At 66.7% G+C, this 19,391-nt stretch carries 17 protein-coding genes and 3 pseudogenes; 10 read left to right on the top strand and 10 right to left on the bottom strand.

Annotated features, from left to right (window positions below):
- Positions 1 to 449 precede the first annotated feature (449 nt).
- Both OG584_RS05275 and OG584_RS05270 read left to right on the top strand, forming a co-directional pair.
- The gene (locus OG584_RS05275; protein ID WP_405775477.1) at positions 450 to 1,016 is read left to right on the top strand and encodes a pyridoxamine 5'-phosphate oxidase family protein; all 567 of its coding nucleotides are present in this window, start codon (positions 450 to 452) and stop codon (positions 1,014 to 1,016) included.
- 438 nt (positions 1,017 to 1,454) lie between these two features.
- Positions 1,455 to 1,829 carry an SH3 domain-containing protein gene (locus OG584_RS05270; protein ID WP_405775475.1) on the top strand — a complete coding sequence of 125 codons (375 nt, stop codon included), beginning with the start codon at positions 1,455 to 1,457 and terminating at the stop codon, positions 1,827 to 1,829.
- Between the two features lie 405 nt (positions 1,830 to 2,234).
- On the opposite strand, the gene OG584_RS05265 is transcribed toward OG584_RS05270, so the two are convergent.
- Complete coding sequence (locus tag OG584_RS05265; RefSeq protein WP_405775473.1) at positions 2,235 to 3,605, bottom strand: DEAD/DEAH box helicase; 1,371 nt, start codon at positions 3,603 to 3,605, stop codon at positions 2,235 to 2,237.
- A 378-nt stretch (positions 3,606 to 3,983) separates the two neighbouring features.
- Between OG584_RS05265 and OG584_RS05260 the strand changes: the two genes are divergently transcribed.
- Entirely contained in the window at positions 3,984 to 4,508 is a 525-nt protein-coding gene (locus OG584_RS05260; protein WP_405775471.1) for a hypothetical protein, read from the top strand.
- A gap of 301 nt (positions 4,509 to 4,809) precedes the next feature.
- Here the strand turns inward: OG584_RS05260 and OG584_RS05255 are convergent.
- Positions 4,810 to 5,241 (bottom strand): annotated as a pseudogene (locus OG584_RS05255) (formylglycine-generating enzyme family protein); the annotation flags it as partial.
- A 6-nt stretch (positions 5,242 to 5,247) separates the two neighbouring features.
- Here OG584_RS05255 and OG584_RS05250 point away from each other — a divergent pair.
- Positions 5,248 to 6,235, top strand: a pseudogene (locus tag OG584_RS05250) (IS630 family transposase).
- 5 nt (positions 6,236 to 6,240) lie between these two features.
- Here the strand turns inward: OG584_RS05250 and OG584_RS05245 are convergent.
- The 3 genes from OG584_RS05245 to OG584_RS05235 all read right to left on the bottom strand — a co-directional run bounded on the left by OG584_RS05245 (position 6,241) and on the right by OG584_RS05235 (position 8,064).
- Positions 6,241 to 6,345 (bottom strand): NAD(P)-binding domain-containing protein, encoded by a 105-nt coding sequence (locus OG584_RS05245; RefSeq protein WP_405775469.1) that lies wholly within the window; start codon positions 6,343 to 6,345, stop codon positions 6,241 to 6,243.
- A 64-nt stretch (positions 6,346 to 6,409) separates the two neighbouring features.
- Entirely contained in the window at positions 6,410 to 7,345 is a 936-nt protein-coding gene (locus tag OG584_RS05240) for an SDR family oxidoreductase (RefSeq protein WP_405775467.1), read from the bottom strand.
- A gap of 86 nt (positions 7,346 to 7,431) precedes the next feature.
- Positions 7,432 to 8,064, bottom strand: a complete 633-nt coding sequence (locus OG584_RS05235; protein WP_405775465.1) for an NADPH-dependent F420 reductase — start codon at positions 8,062 to 8,064, stop codon at positions 7,432 to 7,434.
- A 166-nt stretch (positions 8,065 to 8,230) separates the two neighbouring features.
- On the opposite strand from OG584_RS05235, the gene OG584_RS05230 reads away from it, so the two are divergent.
- Entirely contained in the window at positions 8,231 to 9,142 is a 912-nt protein-coding gene (locus OG584_RS05230) for a LysR family transcriptional regulator (protein ID WP_405775463.1), read from the top strand.
- 389 nt (positions 9,143 to 9,531) lie between these two features.
- Here OG584_RS05230 and OG584_RS05225 read toward each other — a convergent pair whose 3' ends face one another.
- From OG584_RS05225 to OG584_RS05215, 3 genes and pseudogenes are all read right to left on the bottom strand, one after another.
- Complete coding sequence (locus OG584_RS05225; protein ID WP_405775461.1) at positions 9,532 to 11,088, bottom strand: FAD-dependent monooxygenase; 1,557 nt, start codon at positions 11,086 to 11,088, stop codon at positions 9,532 to 9,534.
- A 5-nt stretch (positions 11,089 to 11,093) separates the two neighbouring features.
- A complete protein-coding gene (locus OG584_RS05220) occupies positions 11,094 to 11,735 on the bottom strand; it encodes a TetR/AcrR family transcriptional regulator (RefSeq protein WP_405775459.1) in 642 nt (213 codons plus the stop codon).
- A 188-nt stretch (positions 11,736 to 11,923) separates the two neighbouring features.
- Positions 11,924 to 12,088, bottom strand: a pseudogene (locus OG584_RS05215) (helix-turn-helix domain-containing protein); the annotation flags it as partial.
- A gap of 433 nt (positions 12,089 to 12,521) precedes the next feature.
- Between OG584_RS05215 and OG584_RS05210 the strand changes: the two are divergent.
- The 4 genes from OG584_RS05210 (at position 12,522) to OG584_RS05195 (ending at position 14,819) form a co-directional block, all read left to right on the top strand.
- Positions 12,522 to 13,247: a vWA domain-containing protein gene (locus OG584_RS05210; RefSeq protein WP_405775457.1), complete on the top strand. Its 726-nt coding sequence runs from the start codon at positions 12,522 to 12,524 to the stop codon at positions 13,245 to 13,247.
- A 338-nt stretch (positions 13,248 to 13,585) separates the two neighbouring features.
- Positions 13,586 to 13,855, top strand: a complete 270-nt coding sequence (locus OG584_RS05205) for a lasso peptide biosynthesis PqqD family chaperone (protein ID WP_405775455.1) — start codon at positions 13,586 to 13,588, stop codon at positions 13,853 to 13,855.
- Positions 13,852 to 14,292 carry a lasso peptide biosynthesis B2 protein gene (locus OG584_RS05200; RefSeq protein WP_405775453.1) on the top strand — a complete coding sequence of 147 codons (441 nt, stop codon included), beginning with the start codon at positions 13,852 to 13,854 and terminating at the stop codon, positions 14,290 to 14,292. Before OG584_RS05205 ends, OG584_RS05200 begins: the two co-directional genes overlap by 4 nt.
- A 107-nt stretch (positions 14,293 to 14,399) precedes the next feature.
- Entirely contained in the window at positions 14,400 to 14,819 is a 420-nt protein-coding gene (locus OG584_RS05195) for a hypothetical protein (RefSeq protein ID WP_405775451.1), read from the top strand.
- 1,056 nt (positions 14,820 to 15,875) lie between these two features.
- On the opposite strand, the gene OG584_RS05190 is transcribed toward OG584_RS05195, so the two are convergent.
- Positions 15,876 to 16,184: an acyl carrier protein gene (locus OG584_RS05190; protein ID WP_405775449.1), complete on the bottom strand. Its 309-nt coding sequence runs from the start codon at positions 16,182 to 16,184 to the stop codon at positions 15,876 to 15,878.
- Between the two features lie 46 nt (positions 16,185 to 16,230).
- The gene (locus OG584_RS05185) at positions 16,231 to 17,991 is read right to left on the bottom strand and encodes a fatty acyl-AMP ligase (protein ID WP_405775447.1); all 1,761 of its coding nucleotides are present in this window, start codon (positions 17,989 to 17,991) and stop codon (positions 16,231 to 16,233) included.
- Positions 17,992 to 18,860: 869 nt separating this feature from the next.
- On the opposite strand from OG584_RS05185, the gene OG584_RS05180 reads away from it, so the two are divergent.
- Entirely contained in the window at positions 18,861 to 19,058 is a 198-nt protein-coding gene (locus tag OG584_RS05180; RefSeq protein WP_405775445.1) for an MbtH family protein, read from the top strand.
- Positions 19,059 to 19,391: the final 333 nt, after the last annotated feature.

Genomic DNA, 19,391 nt, shown 5'->3' with positions numbered 1-19,391 from the left:
CGGGCCCCGGGGAACCTCTCGCGTCACGCCAATTGGTCGGGACTGGCGGCCCCAGGCTCATGATCCGTGGGGGGTGTGTCGCGCCCCTTCGGCACCAGCCTGGACATCTTCCGCAACAGCCAAGCACGCCGGACGGCCCGCAATGGGCTGCCCGTGACTGCTTCGTACGGATGTGCAGGAGCCGGCTCGTCATGCTGACTGGCCCGATAGGCGTCCAGCGCATGTTGCATTCCCGCGTTCACACAACCACCCCTCCCGTATCACGGTCCCCAAATCCGTATTACAGAACAGGCACGAGGCGGGCTGCGTCAATCGATTTTCGCGCCGGCGGACCGTGTTGAAGGACGGCCCCGGCGCGCGATGCGGGAACGCCGGGCAGGAAATCCGGATGCGGCGATGATTTCTTCCTGGGCGGACAGTCGTTATCGGGGCGAGAAAGGGGACATCACATGCCGACACAGGAACCCGCGGAGCAGCCCATGCGGCCCATGGCCGAGCTCGACGGTCGCTACAGCTCCGCGCTCAACTCCCGCCCGGGGGCCGCGGACGCCACCGCCACCGAGTGGGCCGAGGCCCAACGTCATTTGCGGGAAGCCGAGATCTTCTGGGTTTCCACGGTACGGCCGGACGGCCGGCTGCACGTCACTCCCGTGATCGCCGCCTGGCACGACGGGGTGCTGTACTTCTCCACCGGCCCCGGGGAGCAGAAGCGGAAGAATCTCGCTCATGACGGGCACTGCGCGCTGACCACCGGGCGGAATTCGCTCACCGAAGGGCTCGATGTCGTGGTCGAGGGCAAGGCGGAGCCGGTTGTCGACCCGACCGTGCTTGAAGGGGTGATCGCGGCGTACGAAGACAAGTACGGGCCGCACATCACCTCACCCGACGGCACGTTCCACGGGATCAGCGATGCGTTCCGGAAGGGCGACGCGATGGTCTTCGTGGTGGCCCCTGACACGGCGTTCGGCTTCGGCCGGAACGACGGCGTCTACACCCACACTCGGTGGACGTTCTGAGTCACGGTGGCCCGGGGGACTGTGAGGCCGAGGAACGGAGTCGCGCGGACCGGTCACGGGACGCGCTGCGCCGGGGCGACGCGGGATTCAAGGGTGCCGGTTCCTGATCGCTCAATTCGCCGGGGGTGCCGCGAACGTGCCGCAGGTCGCCGAGAGGCGGGAACGCATCTAGCGCCCTGCGGCTCCGGTGCTCGCAGATCCGACTCCCGGAGTGCAGAAAGCTTATACGCCCATTCAGGGATCGTGCCGCGTGTCGAATTTCGTACTTGGATATTTATCGTGGGCGTCGCAGTACGTTGCTGTTGCTGAGGCGATGAGTCTCATCCTCCGGGCCGTTCGAGGATGAATTGTGCGAGCAGCGACATTCGTGCAGGCGCACATAACGGGACGTCGTCTCGGACATCTATCTGTCGGTCTGTGACCTCGTGGAGGCAACGCGTGTTCCCCAAGCCCAAGACCAGTAAGCTCGTCATGGCTCTGACAGCCGGTGCCATGGCCGTCGGTGTGGCAGCCGGGCCGGCCCTGGCCGGCGACCACAGCAGCGACACGGCCTACAAGGCCAGGACAAGTGCCGCGGCTACGTCCTACTACAAGGGCCGCGTGACCACCCGGGCGGGAGTGCTGGTGCGAAGTGGCCCCAGCCAGCGTTACCGGGTCGTCGGCTCCTACTCGTACAACTCGGTCGTTCTGATCAAGTGCAAGGTGCGCGGCCAGAACGTGAACGGGAACTCCCTGTGGTACAAGACCCCCCAGGGTAACTTCGTGTCGGCGCGCTACATCGCCAACATCGGAAACATCCCGCACTACTGCTGAGTCCTGGCGGAAAGAGCCCTCGCGCGGTAACGGACCTGATGTCCCGTCACCCATGTGCGAGGGCTTTTCCGCTGTTTGCGGTCGGCGGAATTCGGAGGAGGCGGAATCCGGTCACGTTCTTCGTGGCACGGGTACCGTCCACGGCATTCAGCCGGGCGAAGCCGGCGACGTCGCTGTCGGATCCCTTGGCTCGATGGAGTCGCCGCCACAGGCGATGATGACGTGGAGCCGGGCCGGTCGGTTCGGCGCGGACCGTGTGCCGCCGTACGACCACGCCGGTGCCGGCGTCCGCAGGGGCGTCCTGGCCGGAGTGCTCGCCCACGTTCGGCAGCGCCCCCCTGACCGGTGCTCGGGCGGACGGCGCCACCGGCGGCGCTCGGCCCCCGTCCGGTAAGTCCGTCCGGTTCAGCGGCCCTTGCGCACCCGGGCCGCCGCTCGGGCCTCTGCCGCCTTGCGTGCGTCGGCCGTCTTACGGGACTCCTTGGGCCGGCCCGGACGGGTGCCCATGCCGCGGAAGGGTGTGTTTCCGCTGCCCTTGCCTTCGATCGGGGGGCGCTTCGCCCCGGTGATGGCGGTCAGCTTCTCCTCGCCGGAGCGCACCTGGGTGACAGTCGGCCGGATCCGGGCTTCGGCCATGATCTGGTTCACGTCTCGCCGCTGGTTCGGTGTGACCAGCGTGACCACGTTCCCGGATTCCCCGGCGCGTGCCGTGCGCCCGCCGCGGTGCAGGTAGTCCTTGGCATCGGCAGGGGGGTCGACGTTGACGACGAGGTCGAGCGCCTCGATGTGAATGCCTCGCGCCGCGACGTTGGTGGCCACCAGCACGGTGATCCCGCCGTCCTTGAACTGCGCGAGCGTGTGAGTGCGCTGGGGCTGCGACTTCCCGCTGTGCAGGGCGGCGGCCCGTACGCCGCTGGCCCGCAGGTGCCGGGTGAACTGGTCCACGCCGGCCTTGGTGTCCAGGAACATCAGGACCCGGCCGTCCCGCGCGGCGATTTCGGTCGCGGTCGCGTACTTGTCGGCGGGGTGGATGTTCAGCAGATGGTGTTCCATCGTGGTGACCGAGCCCGCCACACGGTCGAGCGACGTCACTGCCGGCTCGCGCAGATAGTTCTGCACCAACTCGTCGACATTGCGGTCGAGCGTGGCCGAGAACAGCAGCCGCTGACCGTCTGGACGGACCTGGTCCAGGATTTCCGAGACCTGCGGCAGGAACCCCAGGTCGCACATCTGGTCCGCCTCGTCCAGCACCGTGATCCGTACCTGCCGCAGATCACAGGACCGGCGCGATACGAGGTCGGTGAGCCGTCCGGGTGTCGCGACAACCACTTCGGCACCGGTCCGGAGCAGCGCCACCTGCCGGTTGATGGACAGCCCGCCCACCACCGTCGCCAGCCGCAGGTTCAGCGCCAGCGCGTACGGGGCCAGCGCGTCGCTCACCTGCTGCGCGAGCTCCCGGGTCGGCACCAGGACCAGTGCGAGCGGCCGCTTCGGCTCCGCTCTCATGTCTGCCGTGCGCGCCAGCAGTGCAAGCCCGAAGGCAAGGGTCTTGCCGGAGCCGGTCCGGGCGCGGCCGAGGACATCACGGCCGGCCAGTGCGTCGGGCAGGGTCGCCGCCTGGATCGGGAAGGGCTCTGTCACGCCGAGGCCGGTCATCGTCGCCGTCAGCTCCGGCGGCAGCCCGAGCGCGTCGAAGGACTCGACCGGCGGCAGGCTAGGGGCAGCCGTCTGCGGCGTTGTGAGTTCGCCCTTCGGGGCCGGCGGCTTCGCGTTCATGGGGAACCTTCCTCGGTCTGGTGCCCGGAACGCGCCGGGGCCCGTACCCCTCGGTACGGGCCCCAACGGTTTCGAAGCGTGCCCCCAGGTTATCAGCGGGGGACACGGCACATTCCGGTTCCGGCGGCACGCCCCCTGTCACAGCCGTCCTCGCCCAGGGGCAGCCGCTCGGACCTGCCCGACCGCGTCACGGAGGTCCGGACGGCGGGACGCGACGCAGCTACTGTGCGCGTCCTCATGGGCGGCCCCCTCACCGGATCCCGCGAGTCACGGCGCATCCCGGATTTGTCACCTGGACGTGGACGGACGGTCACTCGGTACGGTGGCGGTCACGCGCGGCGCCCGCAACGCCTGCGTTCCGTGCGCCACGCTGAGCAGGTGATCCCCCGCCGCCCCCTCCTTCTCGTCCTGGCCGCTCTGCTCGCGACATCCGGCTGCGTCTCCGTACCGTCCGCCCCGCGCCCGGCCGGACCGAGCCACCCACCGGCTGCTGCCGGGGCGCCGCTGACTGCCCAGTTGCGGCCCGACGCGCACCAGCCCCCGGGCCGGTCCATCCTGGCCACCGTGGAGGCTTCGACCCACAAGCCGAAGCCTTCCGAGCATGCGAAGGCCAAGAAGAAGCGCCCCCGCCGCCACTTTCACCTGGCACCAGCAGTTACTCACGTCCACCGCCACCGGGCTCCCGTGTACGCCCCCGCTGCGCCCCGTATCCACCGCTTCCGGCCCGCACCCGCCCCCAAGAAGGTGTACCGCCGCCATCACCGCAGCGCGCCGAACCGGCGGCCGCAGACCCGTCACCAGCCCCCGCCCCGCTCCAGCATGCGCCCGCTGTGCCGGAGAGCCTCCGCAGGGGTGACGAGTGCCGAGGTGGCAGCCCTGTGCCGTGGTGCCTACGGCTCGTGAGGACGGCGGCCGCGGGGGAGCGCGATGCGCTCGGGTGCTGCTCCCGCGACCGTTCATACGCCGGTGCAGGCGCCTCGCCCTTTACTTCCTGCCACACTCCCGTGGCGTGGGGATTGTCGCCCGCCTTACGGCGCACGCGGACCAGCAGGCGGCCCTCGCCGCACTCCGCACGGCCGGACGCAACACCGGGCGAGACGCGCTCCGCCGTGCTCGCGCGAATACTGGTCGAGGCCGGTACGACGCGCATGGCGCGGGCCCACGTGCACATCTCGGGCGGCCGCACGCACCTCTACCCGTTCGGTTACCGCTCGACGGCTCTGGACGGGCGGCTCGGCGCCGCTGCAGACACTCCCCGGTGCCCGTTTCCAGCCGCTGCCGTGCGGAAGCCGCAGTTGCCGCTCGTGGACTCCGGTGTGTTTCCCGTCCGGGCGGCCACTCGGTAGCGGTTGCAGTAGCTGCGATGGCACAGATAGGAGCCGCCGCGCAGGACTCGCCGGTCGCCTGTGGGCGGCCCCTGCGGATTGTCCCGGGAGGAGCGCTCGTACCACCGGGGTTCGAAATAGTCGGCGCACCATTCCCAGACGTTGCCCGCGACGTCGTGGAGCCCGTAGCCGTTTACCGGGTAGGTGCCGACGGGGGACGTGGCGAACCAACCGTCCTCGCCGGTGGGCCGGTGCGGGAACTCGCCGTTCCAGATACGGCACCGGTGCCCGCCACCCGGGCGGAGGCCGTCCGCCCCATTACCGCTTTGGTTGCCCCGCAACGGGGCGCCCGGCCTCCGGAGTTCATGGAGGTGTCCCGTCGGCTGCGGATCACTCCGGACACGGTCCGCACCTGGCGACGCCGTTTCCTCGAACGGGGCCCGGACGGGTTGTGCGACGACCGGCGTCCAGGCGTGCCACGGAAGATCACGGATGCCGATGTCGAGCGGGTGACCGTAAAGACGCTCGAGGAGACGCCGAAGAATGCGACCCACTGGTCGACCAGGTCGATGGCGGCGGCGACGGGGATGTCGCAGCCGACGGTCTCGCGGATCTGGCGGGCATTCGCTCTCGCACCGCACCGGTCGCAGACGTTCAAGCTGTCGACCGATCCGTTGTTCATCGACAAGGTCCGCGACGTCGTCGGCCTCTATCTCGACCCGCCGGAAAAGGCGCTGGTGCTCTGCGCGGACGAGAAGTCGCAGATCCAGGCTCTGGACCGGTCCCAGCCGGTTCTGCCGATGGTGCCCGGCGTCCCTGAACGGCGTAGTCACGACTACGTGCGGGTCGGCACCACCACCCTGTTCGCAGCTCTGGAAGTGGCGACCGGCAGAGTCATCGGCTCTTCATCGCCGCCTCCGGGCTGCCGAGTTCAAGAAATTCCTCGCCAAATTCGACAGAGAAGTACCGGCTGATCTCCGGGTCCACCTGATCCTCGACAACTATGCGACCCACAAGACGCCCGACATCAAGAGGTGGCTGTTGAGGCATCCCCGGTTCCACCTGCACTTCACGCCGACGAGTGCGTCCTGGCTGAACCTGGTGGAGCGGTGGTTCGCCGAGCTCACGCAGAAGAAGCTCAAGCGCGGCGTCCACCGCTCCGTCCAGGCCCTCGAACGCGACATCCGGTCCTGGCTCACGGACTTGAACGAACACCCCAGACCCTTCGCCTGGACAAAGACCGCAGACGAGATCCTCGACAACGCCGCCACCTACTGCCGACGAGTCTCCGACTCAGGTCACTAGGTGGCTCACGGCCTCGCGCTGCTGAGCACTACCTGATGCCCGGCGCCCACGGCCAGGCGTGCGAGAGTCTTACCGCTGGCTCCGCTTCCGATGAAGCCCACCGTTGTCATAGTTGTACGTCCTTTTCATAGAGCCGGGCGTGCCGGACTGGTCACGAGCCGCTGATGGTGCTGTTCAGTCGGCGGGGAAGTAGTGGCCGTTGTCCAGATCCGCGAGGAGGCCGGGCTGGGCGGGTTCCCAGCCGAGGGTGCGGCGGGTGATGGCGTTAGACGCCGGATAGCTCTGCGTGACGATGTTGGTGAGGAATCCGAAGTAGCCCGGTGTCATCAGGGCGTCATTGGGAATGCTCACGGCGGGCAGGCCCAGACGGTCGGCGAGGGCCTCGGCGATGTCGCGGAAGGGGGTGCCCCCGTCCTCGACCGCGTGCCAGTAGCTGCCGGCCGGCCCGTCTTCCAGGGCCAGGCGGAACAGGGCGGCGGTGTCGCGGATGTGGACGGCGTTCCACACGTTGGCGCCATCGCCGGGGTAGCCGGCGAACCCCTTCTCCTTCGCGAGCGCGATCAGCGTGGGAAGGAAGCCCGCCACATCACTCGTGCCGTGCGCGATGTTGGCGATCCGTACGACCGAGGAACGAACCCCCCGCCCGGCCAGGTCGATCACGGCCCGCTCCACGACGTTGCGGACTCGCAGGGTGCCCCGGTGCTCTTCGCCGGACGGCAGGGCAGGGTCTTCCTCGGTGGCCGGCCGTCCCAGGTTGCCGGGCGAACCTATGCTCCCGGCGGTGACCAGCGGCTTTCCGGTTCCCGCGAGGGCCTCGCCGTAGGCGAGCATGACGGGGATCTCCGCGGCGGCCACGGCGTCCATACCGCCGGTGGGCAGGAGGTCCTGTCGGTGGGCGACGTGGATGACGCCGTCGGAGGTGGCGGCTGCTTCCTTGAGCCCGTCGAGGTCCTCCAAATTGCCGCGCCGTACCTTCGCGCCGAGTGCGGACAGGGTTTCCGCGGACGCGTCCGACCGGGCTAGGCCGGTGACCTCGTGCCCTGCGGAGATAAGCTCGGGAATGATGTGAGAACCGGAATGCCCGGTCCCGCCAGCGATGAATACACGCACCTGGATTATTCCTTAAATAGGTGGGGGCTTTCCGTGCCGCTAGTGAACTAATGCTGGACGGCACGGAAAGAGATGAGAAGCGCTATTCAGCGCAGAAGGGTGACGTTGAGGGAGAAATCGGTGTGCTTGACGGAGTGGCTCATCAGGCCCAGCTCCAGCAGGCCGACGTTCTCCAGCGCCCGCGCCATGAACAGGTCGCCGGTGTCCCAGGGGCGCAGCCCCAAGCTCTCGATAAACGCCGACACGCGGGCCTTGGCCTGCGCGTCGGTGCCGGCGATGAACACGTCCACCGGGCGACCCTCGGCGGACCCGGCGGCCACCACGTGGGAGAACACCGTGTTGAACGCCTTGACGACGTGCGCGTCATCGGGAGCCGCCTTGGCGATCTCCTGCGCTCCGGAGCTGTCGTCGGGCACGACGAAACCCTGCAGGTCAGGGGTAACAGGGTTGGTGATGTCAACGATGATTTTGCCGCGCAGAGCGTCCCCGTACTCCTTCACCACCGCTGCTGCGCCGGCGTAGGGCACGGCGAGGATCACGATGTCCCCGGCCGGGACGTCACCGGCCGTGCCCACTGTGGCGCCGCCGAGCACGGCGGCCACCTCCTTCGCCTTGCTCTGGTTGCGGCCGAGGATCTCAACGGTATTCCCGGCGGCGAGCGCCCGTCCGGCCAGGGCTCGGGCCATGTTTACCAGTCCGACAATGCTGATACTGCTCATCAGTATTCCTGCTTTCGGTTTCCGGTCCTGCCCAGAGATTTCCGCATCGAATTCATTTCCGACGCCATGAGGCGCCGCATTTCATGCTGTCACCGCCCCCAGGAAACGTCCAAGACCTCTTTAAACCCTGGTGATACCCTGGAGGTCTCACCACGCTGGAGGCCGTATGGATCTCGATCTGCGAAAGCTGCGGTACTTCGTCGCCGTGGCCGACCGGCTCCACTTCGGCCGCGCCGCCGACGAACTCCACATCGCGCAGCCGGTGCTCAGCCGACAGATCCGCGTACTCGAACAAGATCTCGGCGCGGCGCTGTTCACCCGGGACCGTCACGGCGTCGAGCTGACTGACGCGGGCCGGCAGCTGCTCGCCGACGCCGGCCCGCTGCTAGCCTCCACACACGCGCTGCGGCGCCGGGTGTCCGAGGCCGCCGACGGCCGGAGGCGGCTGATGGTCGGTTTCCGCGCCGGCATTCCCATCACCCCGGCGGCTCGCGCGTTCGCGGGCAGGCACCCGGACGTGATCGTGGACATGCAGCGGATCGAGGGCGACGACCAGGCCGCGATGCTGCTAGACGGGCGCATCGACGTCGCCTTCGTGCGCCTGCCCATCGACGAAACCGGCCTGCGCCTGACACCCCTGTACACCGAGCCGCGGGTGGCGGTGCTGCCGGCCGGACATCGCTTCGCCGACAAGGCGGAGGTCACCGAGACCGACCTGGCCGGTGAGCCGCTGCTGTGGGACGGTGACGCGCGCTCGCAGCCCACCGAGCGCCCGTTCGCCAACGCTGGATACCCGGTGCGCGGCGTCGACGAGACCCTCGAACATGTAGCGGCCGGACGCGGTATCTCCTTCCTGGCCCGCTCGGCGTCCGTGTTCTACTCGCATCCCGACATCGCCTACGTGCCCATCCCGGACCTGGCACCCGACCAGGTACATCTCGCGGTAGCGACAACGCATACTTCACCGGTCGTGGACGACTTCATCACGGCGGCTCACTCGGCGGCCGAGATCACGGCAGAATGCGGCAACTACGAGATGTGGCAGCTCGGGGGCGACGCCCTCGCACGGCACCCCTAAGTAGGTGCTGGAGACCGCCGTCGGATTCGAGACTTTCGACCACCGCACACACCCCGTCGCCACGGCGCGCGCGGCCAGGCGCATGGGCTTGTGTTGTCGGATCTGGAGGACAGCCTGCTGAGGGTGGTGCGCGGGGTCATTTCGGAGGAGGAGATCAGGGCAGCGGGTTCGGCGTGCGAGGAGGCTTCCCCTGCCGCGGCGGGCCAGCTCTTCCCGGCTTGGGTGTGATCATGAGTACCGACCGAGCGTTTTCCGCGTGACCATGGGCAGCAGCAACGTTCAGTGGCGGTCAGTTGTCGGATGTTAACGATCTTCCGGTTTGGGTGGAGCTTCCGCTTTACACCTGTATGGCCACAGCGTTCGAAGCGGTCCCGGCGGCCGATCCGTGGTCAGGCTGCGGGCCGGTCGTCGGGTGCGCTGCCGAACCAGCGGGTCAGAGCTCCTTGGAGGCCGACGGGGTCGGAGCCTGCCCAGGCGACGTATCCATCGGGACGGATCAGAAGTGCGGGGGCCGGGGTGTCCTTGACGTCGGCGGGGATCCGCAGGACGCGATCGGCCCAAGGGGCTGCTGCGGCGGCGAGGTCGGTGCCGTGCGAGGCATCGAGGAGCAGTGGGCGGGCGTGGTGCGTGAGTTCGGCGAGGTGGCGGTGTCGGCCGTCTTCGGTGGTGAGTTCCAGCGGAGGGACGAACCTTCCGGTGGGTGCGGCGGGGTGTTCGTCGCCCATGTCATAGCGGATGTCGGAGGCTGCGATCAAGTCGGCGATCTGCTGGACGTTCTCCCGCTGGCCGAGGAGTTCCGTGAACAGTTCCCGCAGGGCGGTTACATTGCTGCCGGGGGCCATGAGGGCGGTCTGGGCCTGGGTCTGCATGAAGACTCGCTCGCCGATCGCGTGGCGTTCGCTCTCGTACGTGTCCAGCAGGTCGGTGGGTGCCCAGCCGTGGAGTTCGGCTGCCAGCTTCCAGGCCAGGTTCGCGGCGTCCTGCAGCGCGAGGTTCAGCCCGGGGCCACCGGCGGCGGAGTGGACGTGTGCGGCGTCGCCGGCGAGGAAGACGCGGCGGTCGCGATAGCGGTCGGCCAGGCGGGTGTTGCGGCCGCACAGACGGCGCGAAAGCGTGGGCGAGCCGTCGGCGGGCTCGGTCAGGGCGATGCGTACGCCGATGACCCGCTCGATGCTGTCCTCCATCTCCGCCATCGTCATGGGGCTGCCGGGTCCCGGATAGGTTCCGGCCGGCTGGTCCTCCCATTCCATGGTGTGGATGATCGGCTGCTGCGGGGAGCCGCCGATGGTGAGCACGCCGCGCTCGGTGCGGTAGAAGCTGGCCGGGACTTCACCGAGGCCGTCGATGGCGATGCGTCCGCCTGGCCTGGGGTGGACGTGCTCGATGGGGCCGACCAGCGCGCTGCGGTCGACCACGTGGGGGTCGGTGAAGCCGGGAAAGCCGATCCCGGACTGCTTGCGGATCACGCTGCGCGCGCCGTCGCAGCCGACGACGTACCGGGCGTGGAAGGTCGTCTCGCTGCCGTCCTCGCCAGTCACGACCACGGCGACGTGGTCCTGCACCTGGCTGAAGGAGCGGACCTCGTAGCCGCGACGCACATCCACGCCGAGCTCGGCCGCCCGCTCGCCGAGCACACCCTCAAGATCGCGCTGGTTGATCCGCAGCAGGTACATCGGGTTGTCCGCGCCGAGCACGTCCAGCGGCAGGGTGAGCCCACCGAAGAAGAACTGCGGCGCGGGCATGGGCGGCGCGCTCCCGCCGCAGCGCTCGTACAGACCGCGGTGGTCCATCAGCCGGACCACTTGTCCGGTGAGGCCGTGCGCCTTGTCGGCCTGGCTCGCGCCGGGCAGGCGCTCCAGGACGACAGGGTTGGCTCCGGCGAGCCGCAGTTCACAGGCGAGGAACAGCCCGACCGGACCGCCCCCGACGATAATGGTGTCAAACATGATGATTACTTCCTTTCGTCTCCGGCCGTAGCCGACTGGCGGGCCGGGAGAGCGCCGAAGCCCGCGGCAAGTCGCTGGAATGCCTCCTGCATCAGCGGGCCTAGCTCGACCTGTGGATCGGTGCGCAACCAGAAGTCGAGGGTGGACATCTGGGTGCTCAGGGCGACGTTGGCGATCAGGGTCGGGTGGAGGTCGGTGGCCGCGTCGGTGCCGAGTCGGTCGGCCACCGCCCGCGCGAGTTCGGCGGTGGCCGTGCGCGCTCCGCGGGCGATGGCGTCCTGGATCTCGGGCTCGCCCAGCAGGGAGATCAGATCCGGGTCTGCCTTTATCTGCGCGGCGGTGGTGCTGGACCAGGCCGCGTAGCGGCCCACGATCACGGTGGTGACGGAGTCCCACAGCGGCTCGCCCGCAGGGCGGCCGCGCAGGGCCTCGGCTGCCTCGCGCGTCCGCTGGACATGCCGGTCGGCGATGGCCTCCTCTTTGCTCGCGAAGTAGTTGCTGAACGTACGGCGCGACACTCCGACCCGCTCGACGATGTCCTCCACACGCACATGCGCCAGGCCGCGCTCCTTGGCAAGCAGCACCGTGGTCATGCTCAGCTGGTCACGCAGCTGCTGCTTCTTCCGCTCCCGCAGACCGTCTTCCATGCCTCCACAATAACAAAGAGTGCACATTGAGCAACTTTGCTCATTGGGCAAGAAATGTGCGCCCGACCCTGCGGGAACGACGAAACACCCGCCGACGCTCAAGCGGCCCAGAAGCGACCCATCGGTGCGGGGCCGAGCCCTCGCTCGCACCGCAGCCCGGCTTCGGGCATCCGCCCAGCCATGGGCCCCAGGCCGTCGTCGCCTTCGGCGCGCCAACGCCGGACCCACTCGTAGGCGGTGGTGCGGGAGTTGCCCATTTCGTCGGCTATGTGTGTCACGGGGCGGCCGGAGCAGATCCGGGCGACAACGAGACGTCTGCCATGGACGGTGAGTCGGACATTGGGGTGGAACACGGAGGGACTCTTTGGTTGGGACAGCCTCCGCGCGAGAGGGAAGCAGTGTGCACGGACTGGCGGACTGGTGATGCAGCGGCGCGAGCGCAGGTCAAAGGGGTACGCCCGTACCTTCCTCAGGGGTACGGGCCGTAGGTTTGCGGTCGTGCGTGGCTTGTCTTGCGTAAGACCGGGTGGGACTGCGCTGATCGAGCGGAGCCGCAGTCGGTGGTCTCGGGTCATGGGTCATGTCAGTCCGGGGGCACCGCCATGTTCCATCGGCAGTGCTCGTGGTCACTACACTTAGGTGCCCAGGACGGACACCTGCATGCCGTGACTCCGTGGTTGACACCGCTCGATAATGGGCGCAGCTGCGTCTGCTAGTCCGGCCACGTCAGGCGGGCTTCACCGGCGGGGTCTACATCAGCGACGCGGGGGAGGGGTGATGGGGGCCGTGTCTGGTTCCGCTATCAGTCTGACGAAGGTGGAGGCTGCTGCTCCGGGGCTGGTGAGCCTGTACAAGAGCGCGGCGGTCAGTCTGCGAAAGAACGCTCTGGAGGGGGTGCGGGCTGCGGTGTATCTGGTGCTGGACCGGTCGGGTTCGATGCGCCCGTACTACCGGGACCGGACCGTGCAGCACCTTGCCGAGCAGGTGCTCGGCTTGTCCGCGCATCTCGACGATGACGGTGTCGTGCCAGTGGTGTTCTTCTCCACCGACATCGACGGCCTCAGCGACGTGAACCTGGACAACTACGAGGGCCGGATCGAGAAGCTCCACCAGAACCTCGGGCACATGGGACGCACGAACTATCACTGGGCGATGGACGAGGTGATCGACCATTACCAGGCGTCCGGGAGCCGCGACCCAGCACTGGTCGTCTTCCAGACGGATGGCGGACCGACGAGCCGACTCGCAGTTGAACGCTACGTCTGCAAGGCCGCGAAGCTGCCGCTGTTCTGGCAGTTCGTGGGGTTCGGTGATCCGGACGACAACGAGTTCGCGTTCCTGCACAGACTCGACAGCTTGGCGGTGCCGGCGAAGCGAGTGGTGGACAACGCGGGGTTCTTCCATGCGGGGCGTGACCCGCGGGCTCTGTCGGACACGGTGCTGTACGACCAGCTGCTCGACGGGTTCCCCCGGTGGTTGCGCGACGCACGCACTGCAGAGCTTCTGCGGTGAACGACATCGGTCTGGCCGAGGAGTTCAGGGCGGCCGCCTGCCCCGACTCTTAACTCTTGGCGGGCCTGTCGACGGTCCGCGTCCAGGGGAGACGGCGTCCCAGCCTCGACGGCGGGGCACCGGCGCGCAGGGTCGCCGTGGCCTCTGCCTCCCGCTCGAATCGGTCGGACGGCTCGGACACCTTGAGGCCGGCGCCGAGCAGACGCGGTCCGCACTCAGCTGCTCACCCCCTAGGCCAACCTGGACAGGAACTTCGCCATCGAGCAGCTCCTTGACTGCGAAACCTGGTTCCGTGCCGCACGCAACCTCGCACGAAACGAGAGGCGACCCAAACAGACATGAGCGTCACCTATGTTCTTAATCCGCAGGTATCCCTCGCCGAGACGGACGACGGAGCTGTACTTCTCCATAAACGCACCGGTCGCTACTGGCAGCCGAACACCACAGGGTTCTCTGTCCTCCGCAGCCTGACCAGTGGCCAGACCCGCGAGCAAGCGGCTCAGCCCCTCGCCTCTCAGCGCGCTATTTCCGCCACGCGCGCTCGCAATGACATTGCGGCCCTTCTGGTTTCGCTGTGCTCGGCGGACCTGCTACGGGAACGCCGATGAGCATCCCAGTGGCGTTGTCCCGCCGTGATCGGCTGCCGCCGTACCGCCGAGTGGTTCCTCCCTTGGTTGTGTCCGTCGCCGGAATCCTCAGTAGGCTCTCCCCATCCGGGCTGCGCGCGGTACTGGAGTTCGCCCGCCGCCGTGCCGCACCGGCCACCGCGGACCAGGCTGCGGCGGCACGCGCAGCCGTGGTCGGGGTCAGCCTGCGATGCGCAGGACAGGCATGCCTGCAGCGCTCGGTGGCGACCGCCCTCCTGTGTCGGGCGCGCGGCACGTGGCCCACGTGGTGCACGGGCGTCCGTACGAATCTCTTCTCGGCCCATGCTTGGGTCGAAGTCGAGGGAGTTCCTGTCGGAGAACGGTATCCAGCGGGCCACTTCCGGACACTCCTGGCGGTCGGGCCTGCCGATCGCGCGGCTCCGAAGCGGCCGCAATAGGGTCGGGAGCATTCAGTGTTGTGATCGGCTGCGGATAGGCTTGTTGCATGCAGGAGCGGTTGCGGAGCAGATGGGGGAGCCTGCCACGGCGGGCACGATGGGTTCTTGTGCTGTACCTGATCGGTTTCGCTGAAGGTGCGTGTGCTCATGTCAGCGATTTGGTACAGGGTGGAATCCATGCTTATGCAGCGTTTCCACACGTGTTCATTCGGGTGTTTTTCGTAAGCCTCGTCGTCCTGGATCCGCTGGTCGTGGTGCTGGTGGGCCTCGTGAGGCGGAGCGGTGTCTGGTGGGGGAGCGCTGTGATGACACTGGACGTCGCCGCGAACTGGATCAGCAACTGGGCGTCTGTGAAGGCGGACCCCACGCAGCTGCTGCAACCTGCGGGGTTGACAGCTATCACCCTTTTCGGCCTGTTTGTACTGGTGTCATGTTTGCCTTTGCTGCGCGCAATGAAGATTGCAGACGGGTCCGCGTCTCACACGGAGGATCAGCGAGGCAGGCTCGACGCCACGAGAGTCGAATAAGCTGATTCGCGTCGATAATGGACGCCCATCAGGAAGTCGTCTTCATTTCGCATACCTCGGGCCAACCATTCGTCCTAAGAGCCTGTTGCAGAACGCCGTGAGTCGGCCGAATTTTCGCCGTGACATCGGCATTGAGGGCTGAGCGGACCTGGGCGGGTGCTCCGTGAACAGGCCCGACGCCGTCGAAGCGGACACACGGTTTACGGCGGCAGGAAGTGCAGTTCGATACGGTCGGGGTGATCGGCGGGACAGGCGCGGACCTTGTGGTCGAAGTGGCCCGCGAGACGCTCCAGGAAGCAGCACATGAGGTCGGTGTCGAAAGTCTTCGCTGAATACCATGCGGTGCATCCGGCCCGTGCTACTGAATGCGGACATCGCGTTGACGGAGAAGCGGTTGCCCGTGCGGCGGACGACCGGCGTGCGCCCCTTGGCACCCCAGGTGCGGCCGGTGACCTGGTTGGCGAAGAGCACCTCACCACCCTCAGCCTTCGCCTTCGCGTGGATCGCTGCCCAGGTCTCCTCCCGCCAGACGCGGACCGCTTCCGCATCCTGCTCCACGGTCCGCTTGTCCGGGCGCTGGAAGGACAGGCCCCAGCGGCGCAGGTACCTGCCCACGCCCTGCTCAGTCAGCCGCACCCGGTACGACTTCGCGACCAGATCTCCTACCTCAGCTGCCCCGCCAGCCCCAGGTCACAGGGACGGTGGCCCAGTACAAACTGCCGGATCGCCCGCTGCTCGATCGCATCGAGAACCTTGTGCTCGCCGACCCGCCGCCCGCGCGACCGGCCACCAGTGCTGCGCGCCCGCCGGCCGGCTACTTCGCCCCCAGTTGTCCACCTCCTTGAGCGCGATCTGGAGCACCGCCGCGACATCCTCGCGAGTCCGTCCAGCCACCAAGGCGGCCACCGCCCGAAGCCAAACTGCCTCCTGCGCCGACTGCGACAACTGCCGTGCGCCCTCCAGCACTCACACATAGATCATCGACCCAGAACACCTACCGTTTCGGATCGATAGATGCTGATGGGCACCGGGGCCGCCCGCACGCAGGAACCGTCGTTATCGCGCGGAGTGCACTTGTTCGCTGATCAGATTCTCTGCGTACTCGACCAAGGCATTGATCGTGGAGTACTTCCAAGCGGCCATCTCGTCGATCTTTACACCGAGGTGGTCCTCGATTTCGGCGATCATGCTCATGGTGTACACGGAGTCCATCCCGTATTCTGCGAGCTCGAGTTCTGGGTCAATTTTCCCCGCCGGTAGTTCAAGGTAGTACGCCACCCGCTCGATAAGCCACGCTCGGATCTCTTCAGGCGAGCTATCGCGGTGCACCGTTGTCACAACGTAATCCATTCTCTTGGCTGACATGAGGGACGGAAGAGCGCAGGAAGTGCGGCTGACCGGTGTTCCTCGGTCAGCTGTTCTTCGGATGGGCGAGAGAGTCCGTCAGCTCCGCGTGCAGGGGCTTCAACGTGGACGCTATGAAGAGCTGTTTCATCAACGAGCGTTGGATCTTGCCGCTGGTGGTCTTGCGAACGCGGCCCGGTCCGACGAACACGACGCTGGGCAGAGGGATGCTGAACTCGCGCACCAGGGTCCGCTGGATGTTCCTGGCGAGTGCACGGTAGTCGTCTTCGACCAGGCCGCGTGGTTTGATCTCCTGGACCACCACGACCGAGCCCTCAGGAGCGTCAAGCGTGAGGACCGCGCCGGCTCCGGTTGCCAGCCGTGGATCGACCCCGCGGACAGCCCGCTCGAGGTCGTGCGGATAGAGGTTGCGTCCACGGATGATCAGCACTTCCTTGAGGCGACCGGTGACATAAAGCTCGCCCTCGTAGATCACGCCGAGATCCCCGGTGCGGAAAAAGCCTGTCTCGCCGCCGACGCTTTGGTTGAACATCTCGGCGTTCAAGTCGGCATGACCCCAGTACCCCTGGGCCACGCTCTCACCGCGCACCCAGATCTCACCGACTTTCCCGTCCGGTAGGGCCTCACGTGTCTCGGTGTCCACGATCCGCACCCGTGACCGATCCACCGTTCCACTGCCGACGAGCTCGCGCTGTCCTGCCACGGGGTCCGTAGGAACGAACTCTCCTTGGGCCAGCAACTCGGCGTCGACCGTTGTGATCACCGGTTTGCTGTCGGCACGTGTCCCGGTGACCAACAGGGTCGCCTCGGCCAGTCCGTAGCACGGCAGGAACGTCTCGGACCTGAAGCCGACCGGCCCGAATTTCTCTTCGAACTTGGCCAGGGACTGGGCTTGTATCGGTTCGGCCCCGTTGAAGGTCACCCGCCAGCCTGACAGGTCCAGCCCGCGCACCTTCTCCTCGGAGACGGTTCGCACGCAGAGGTCGTAGGCAAAATTCGGTGCCACGGTGAAGTCGATGTTCAGCTCGTTGAGGAGCTCGAGCCAGCGATAGGGGCGTCGGAGAAACTCGGTCGGCGAGGTGAGCACGCTGCAACCCCCGAGGCAGAGCATCCACAGCACCTGTCCGATCAGTCCCATGTCGTGGATGACCGGCAGCCAACCGAAGGAACGACTGTGCGGTCCGCCATCTGCGCACTCGCTGATCAGCTTCATGTTGCTCAGCAGGTTCCGGTGCGTGATCATGACCCCTTTGGGGTCGCTGGTCGAGCCGGAGGTGTACTGCAGCAACGCCACCGTGTCCGGCGTCAGATCAGGTGTGGTGAGGCTTGCCGCGAGGGCGGAATCCATGGTGCGGACCGCGCCACAGGGCAGTGCAGCCCCGAGCTGGTCGGCAAGCCATCGCTCAAGCTTCGCAACCCCGCTCGCATCGGAGAGAGCGATGACAGTCTGGGCGTCCCGGACGATCTTGCTTACCCGGTCCTCTGACGAGCTGAAGCCTTCGGGCATGGGCGCTGGCACGGCGATCATGCCCGCATAGAGGCAGCCAAGGAAGCCGACGATGAAGTCCAGGCCCGGCGGGAAGCACAGCAGTACCCGGTCGCCTGCCGCGCCCCCCTGCTTGGTGAGCCAGCCGGCCGCGATGCGGGCTTGGGTGTCCAGTTCACGGAACGAGAGTGTGTCGTTGATCTGGCCGTCGCTCATATCCCGGATGTAGGCGAAAGCCTCCCGATCGCCGTGGGCATCGGCCTGTTGCCGTACGACGTCCACGAATGTGTTGGCAATCCGCGCTTCCAACTGTGCCTCCATGCCTTCCTTCGGTGCTGGGTGGCGTGCTGACGGATGATCGAGGGTAATTGGCCGTGCTTAAGCGGTACTTAAGCGGGATGGGTTACTCGCAAGCATCCGTGGGTCCGATGCACCGGAGGTGAACTGGAGCAGGAGCTGAGGAGTGTGCAGGGGCGGTCCACACCAGTCGGTGGGCAGGCCGCGCTACCTCCCCCGCCCTCCCTCACCGGGCGATGAGAGGACCTGTCCCCTCCATTTAGAGACCCCGCCACGCCAGCGAATTGACGTAGGTAATGCCTCGGGGAACCGTACCCGATGGGGAGGTCTTCGCTGCCGCCAGGGGCCTGCGGGTCCTTAACTGCACTGGTGCACAACATCTGTGACGGGGTATCAGCGCTGTTCGGTAGGCAGGTCGTTGAGCCTGTAAAAGGATCGCAAAAATCCGGTCAAGTCGAGGGGGTCTTACGTTCTTTTTACGGGGATGAAATCGGACATTTGCATCGAGGAAGCGGTTGACGGGGTGCAGTGCAGGTGTTTGGATGACATGCGTCAAGTGATCGCTGTGACCCAATGCCAGCGGACATGACGAACTGCACGGGGGATGTGTATTTGCTGTGTCTTTGTTTGTCGGATTCTCTCTGACTTCATTCGCGCCTTCATGGCGAAGGGCCCCTTCCTGTACGAGCCCTCACGCAGGTGTGTGAACTCATACCCGCTCTGTGCCCACTCGAAGATGCTGGATCGACCGGGCAGATTCTGCGGGATGCGTGATGCTGCGTTGTGCATCTTCCTGATACGAGTGTCGAACCATGCCTTCAAGTCATGGTCGACGTTGGCTCGTTAGCGCTCTCTCCACTCAATAGCCACGTTATGACTGTGAGGTCTCCCCGATGTCGAACCCTTTTGAGCAGGAAGACGGAAAGTACGTCGTGCTGAGGAACCAGGCTGGACAGCACTCGCTGTGGCCTAGCTTTGCCGAGGTGCCGGCTGGCTGGGTGATCGCCCACGGCGAGGACTCCCGACAGAGCTGCCTCGATTATGTCGAGCGCAACTGGACTGATATGAAGCCTCTCACTCCTGCTGGGTGAGCCCCTCTCCTGTAGCCGTGCCTCATGTCGAATGAGTTTCGGTAGTCGTCTCATCGTCGGTCACTCAGCACGCTACTTTCCGGCATCCAGGTCTGACCGCCTCGGGTGGAGGGCCTGGCTCGGCATGTGCCGCCCTGCCGTAGACGTGACTCGGACGTGTACATCATCTCGCCCTGCCAGTGAGGCGTTCTGTGAAGTCGGCCTCCGGGCCAGCCTTATCTCGATCAAGGTCTTTGGTGTGTTCTGGCGCTGGGCGATTGAGTCCCGGGAGTCTCGTCGTCCGACGCTTAAGTGACCGCGGGGCGCAAATGTAATGGCGATGGCGCGCGGTAG

It is taken from the genome of Streptomyces sp. NBC_00859, from assembly GCF_045161865.1.
Taxonomy (GTDB): Bacteria; Actinomycetota; Actinomycetes; order Streptomycetales; family Streptomycetaceae; genus Streptomyces.
Note: the sequence above shows the minus strand (reverse complement) of the source record. Positions and strands in the feature narration are given on the sequence as shown.

Excerpts from the sequence above, each read along its gene's own strand:
- OG584_RS05265 (WP_405775473.1), bottom strand. The coding sequence starts at position 3,605 with ATGAACGCGAAGCCGCCGGCCCCGAAGGGCGAACTCACAACGCCGCAG.
- OG584_RS05185 (WP_405775447.1), bottom strand. The coding sequence starts at position 17,991 with ATGGAGGCACAGTTGGAAGCGCGGATTGCCAACACATTCGTGGACGTC.
- OG584_RS05205 (WP_405775455.1), top strand. The coding sequence starts at position 13,586 with ATGAGCGTCACCTATGTTCTTAATCCGCAGGTATCCCTCGCCGAGACG.
- OG584_RS05230 (WP_405775463.1), top strand. The coding sequence starts at position 8,231 with ATGGATCTCGATCTGCGAAAGCTGCGGTACTTCGTCGCCGTGGCCGAC.
- OG584_RS05225 (WP_405775461.1), bottom strand. The coding sequence starts at position 11,088 with ATGTTTGACACCATTATCGTCGGGGGCGGTCCGGTCGGGCTGTTCCTC.
- OG584_RS05275 (WP_405775477.1), top strand. The coding sequence starts at position 450 with ATGCCGACACAGGAACCCGCGGAGCAGCCCATGCGGCCCATGGCCGAG.
- OG584_RS05245 (WP_405775469.1), bottom strand. The coding sequence starts at position 6,345 with ATGACAACGGTGGGCTTCATCGGAAGCGGAGCCAGCGGTAAGACTCTC.
- OG584_RS05180 (WP_405775445.1), top strand. The coding sequence starts at position 18,861 with ATGTCGAACCCTTTTGAGCAGGAAGACGGAAAGTACGTCGTGCTGAGG.
- OG584_RS05200 (WP_405775453.1), top strand. The coding sequence starts at position 13,852 with ATGAGCATCCCAGTGGCGTTGTCCCGCCGTGATCGGCTGCCGCCGTAC.
- OG584_RS05220 (WP_405775459.1), bottom strand. The coding sequence starts at position 11,735 with ATGGAAGACGGTCTGCGGGAGCGGAAGAAGCAGCAGCTGCGTGACCAG.
- OG584_RS05190 (WP_405775449.1), bottom strand. The coding sequence starts at position 16,184 with ATGTCAGCCAAGAGAATGGATTACGTTGTGACAACGGTGCACCGCGAT.
- OG584_RS05235 (WP_405775465.1), bottom strand. The coding sequence starts at position 8,064 with ATGAGCAGTATCAGCATTGTCGGACTGGTAAACATGGCCCGAGCCCTG.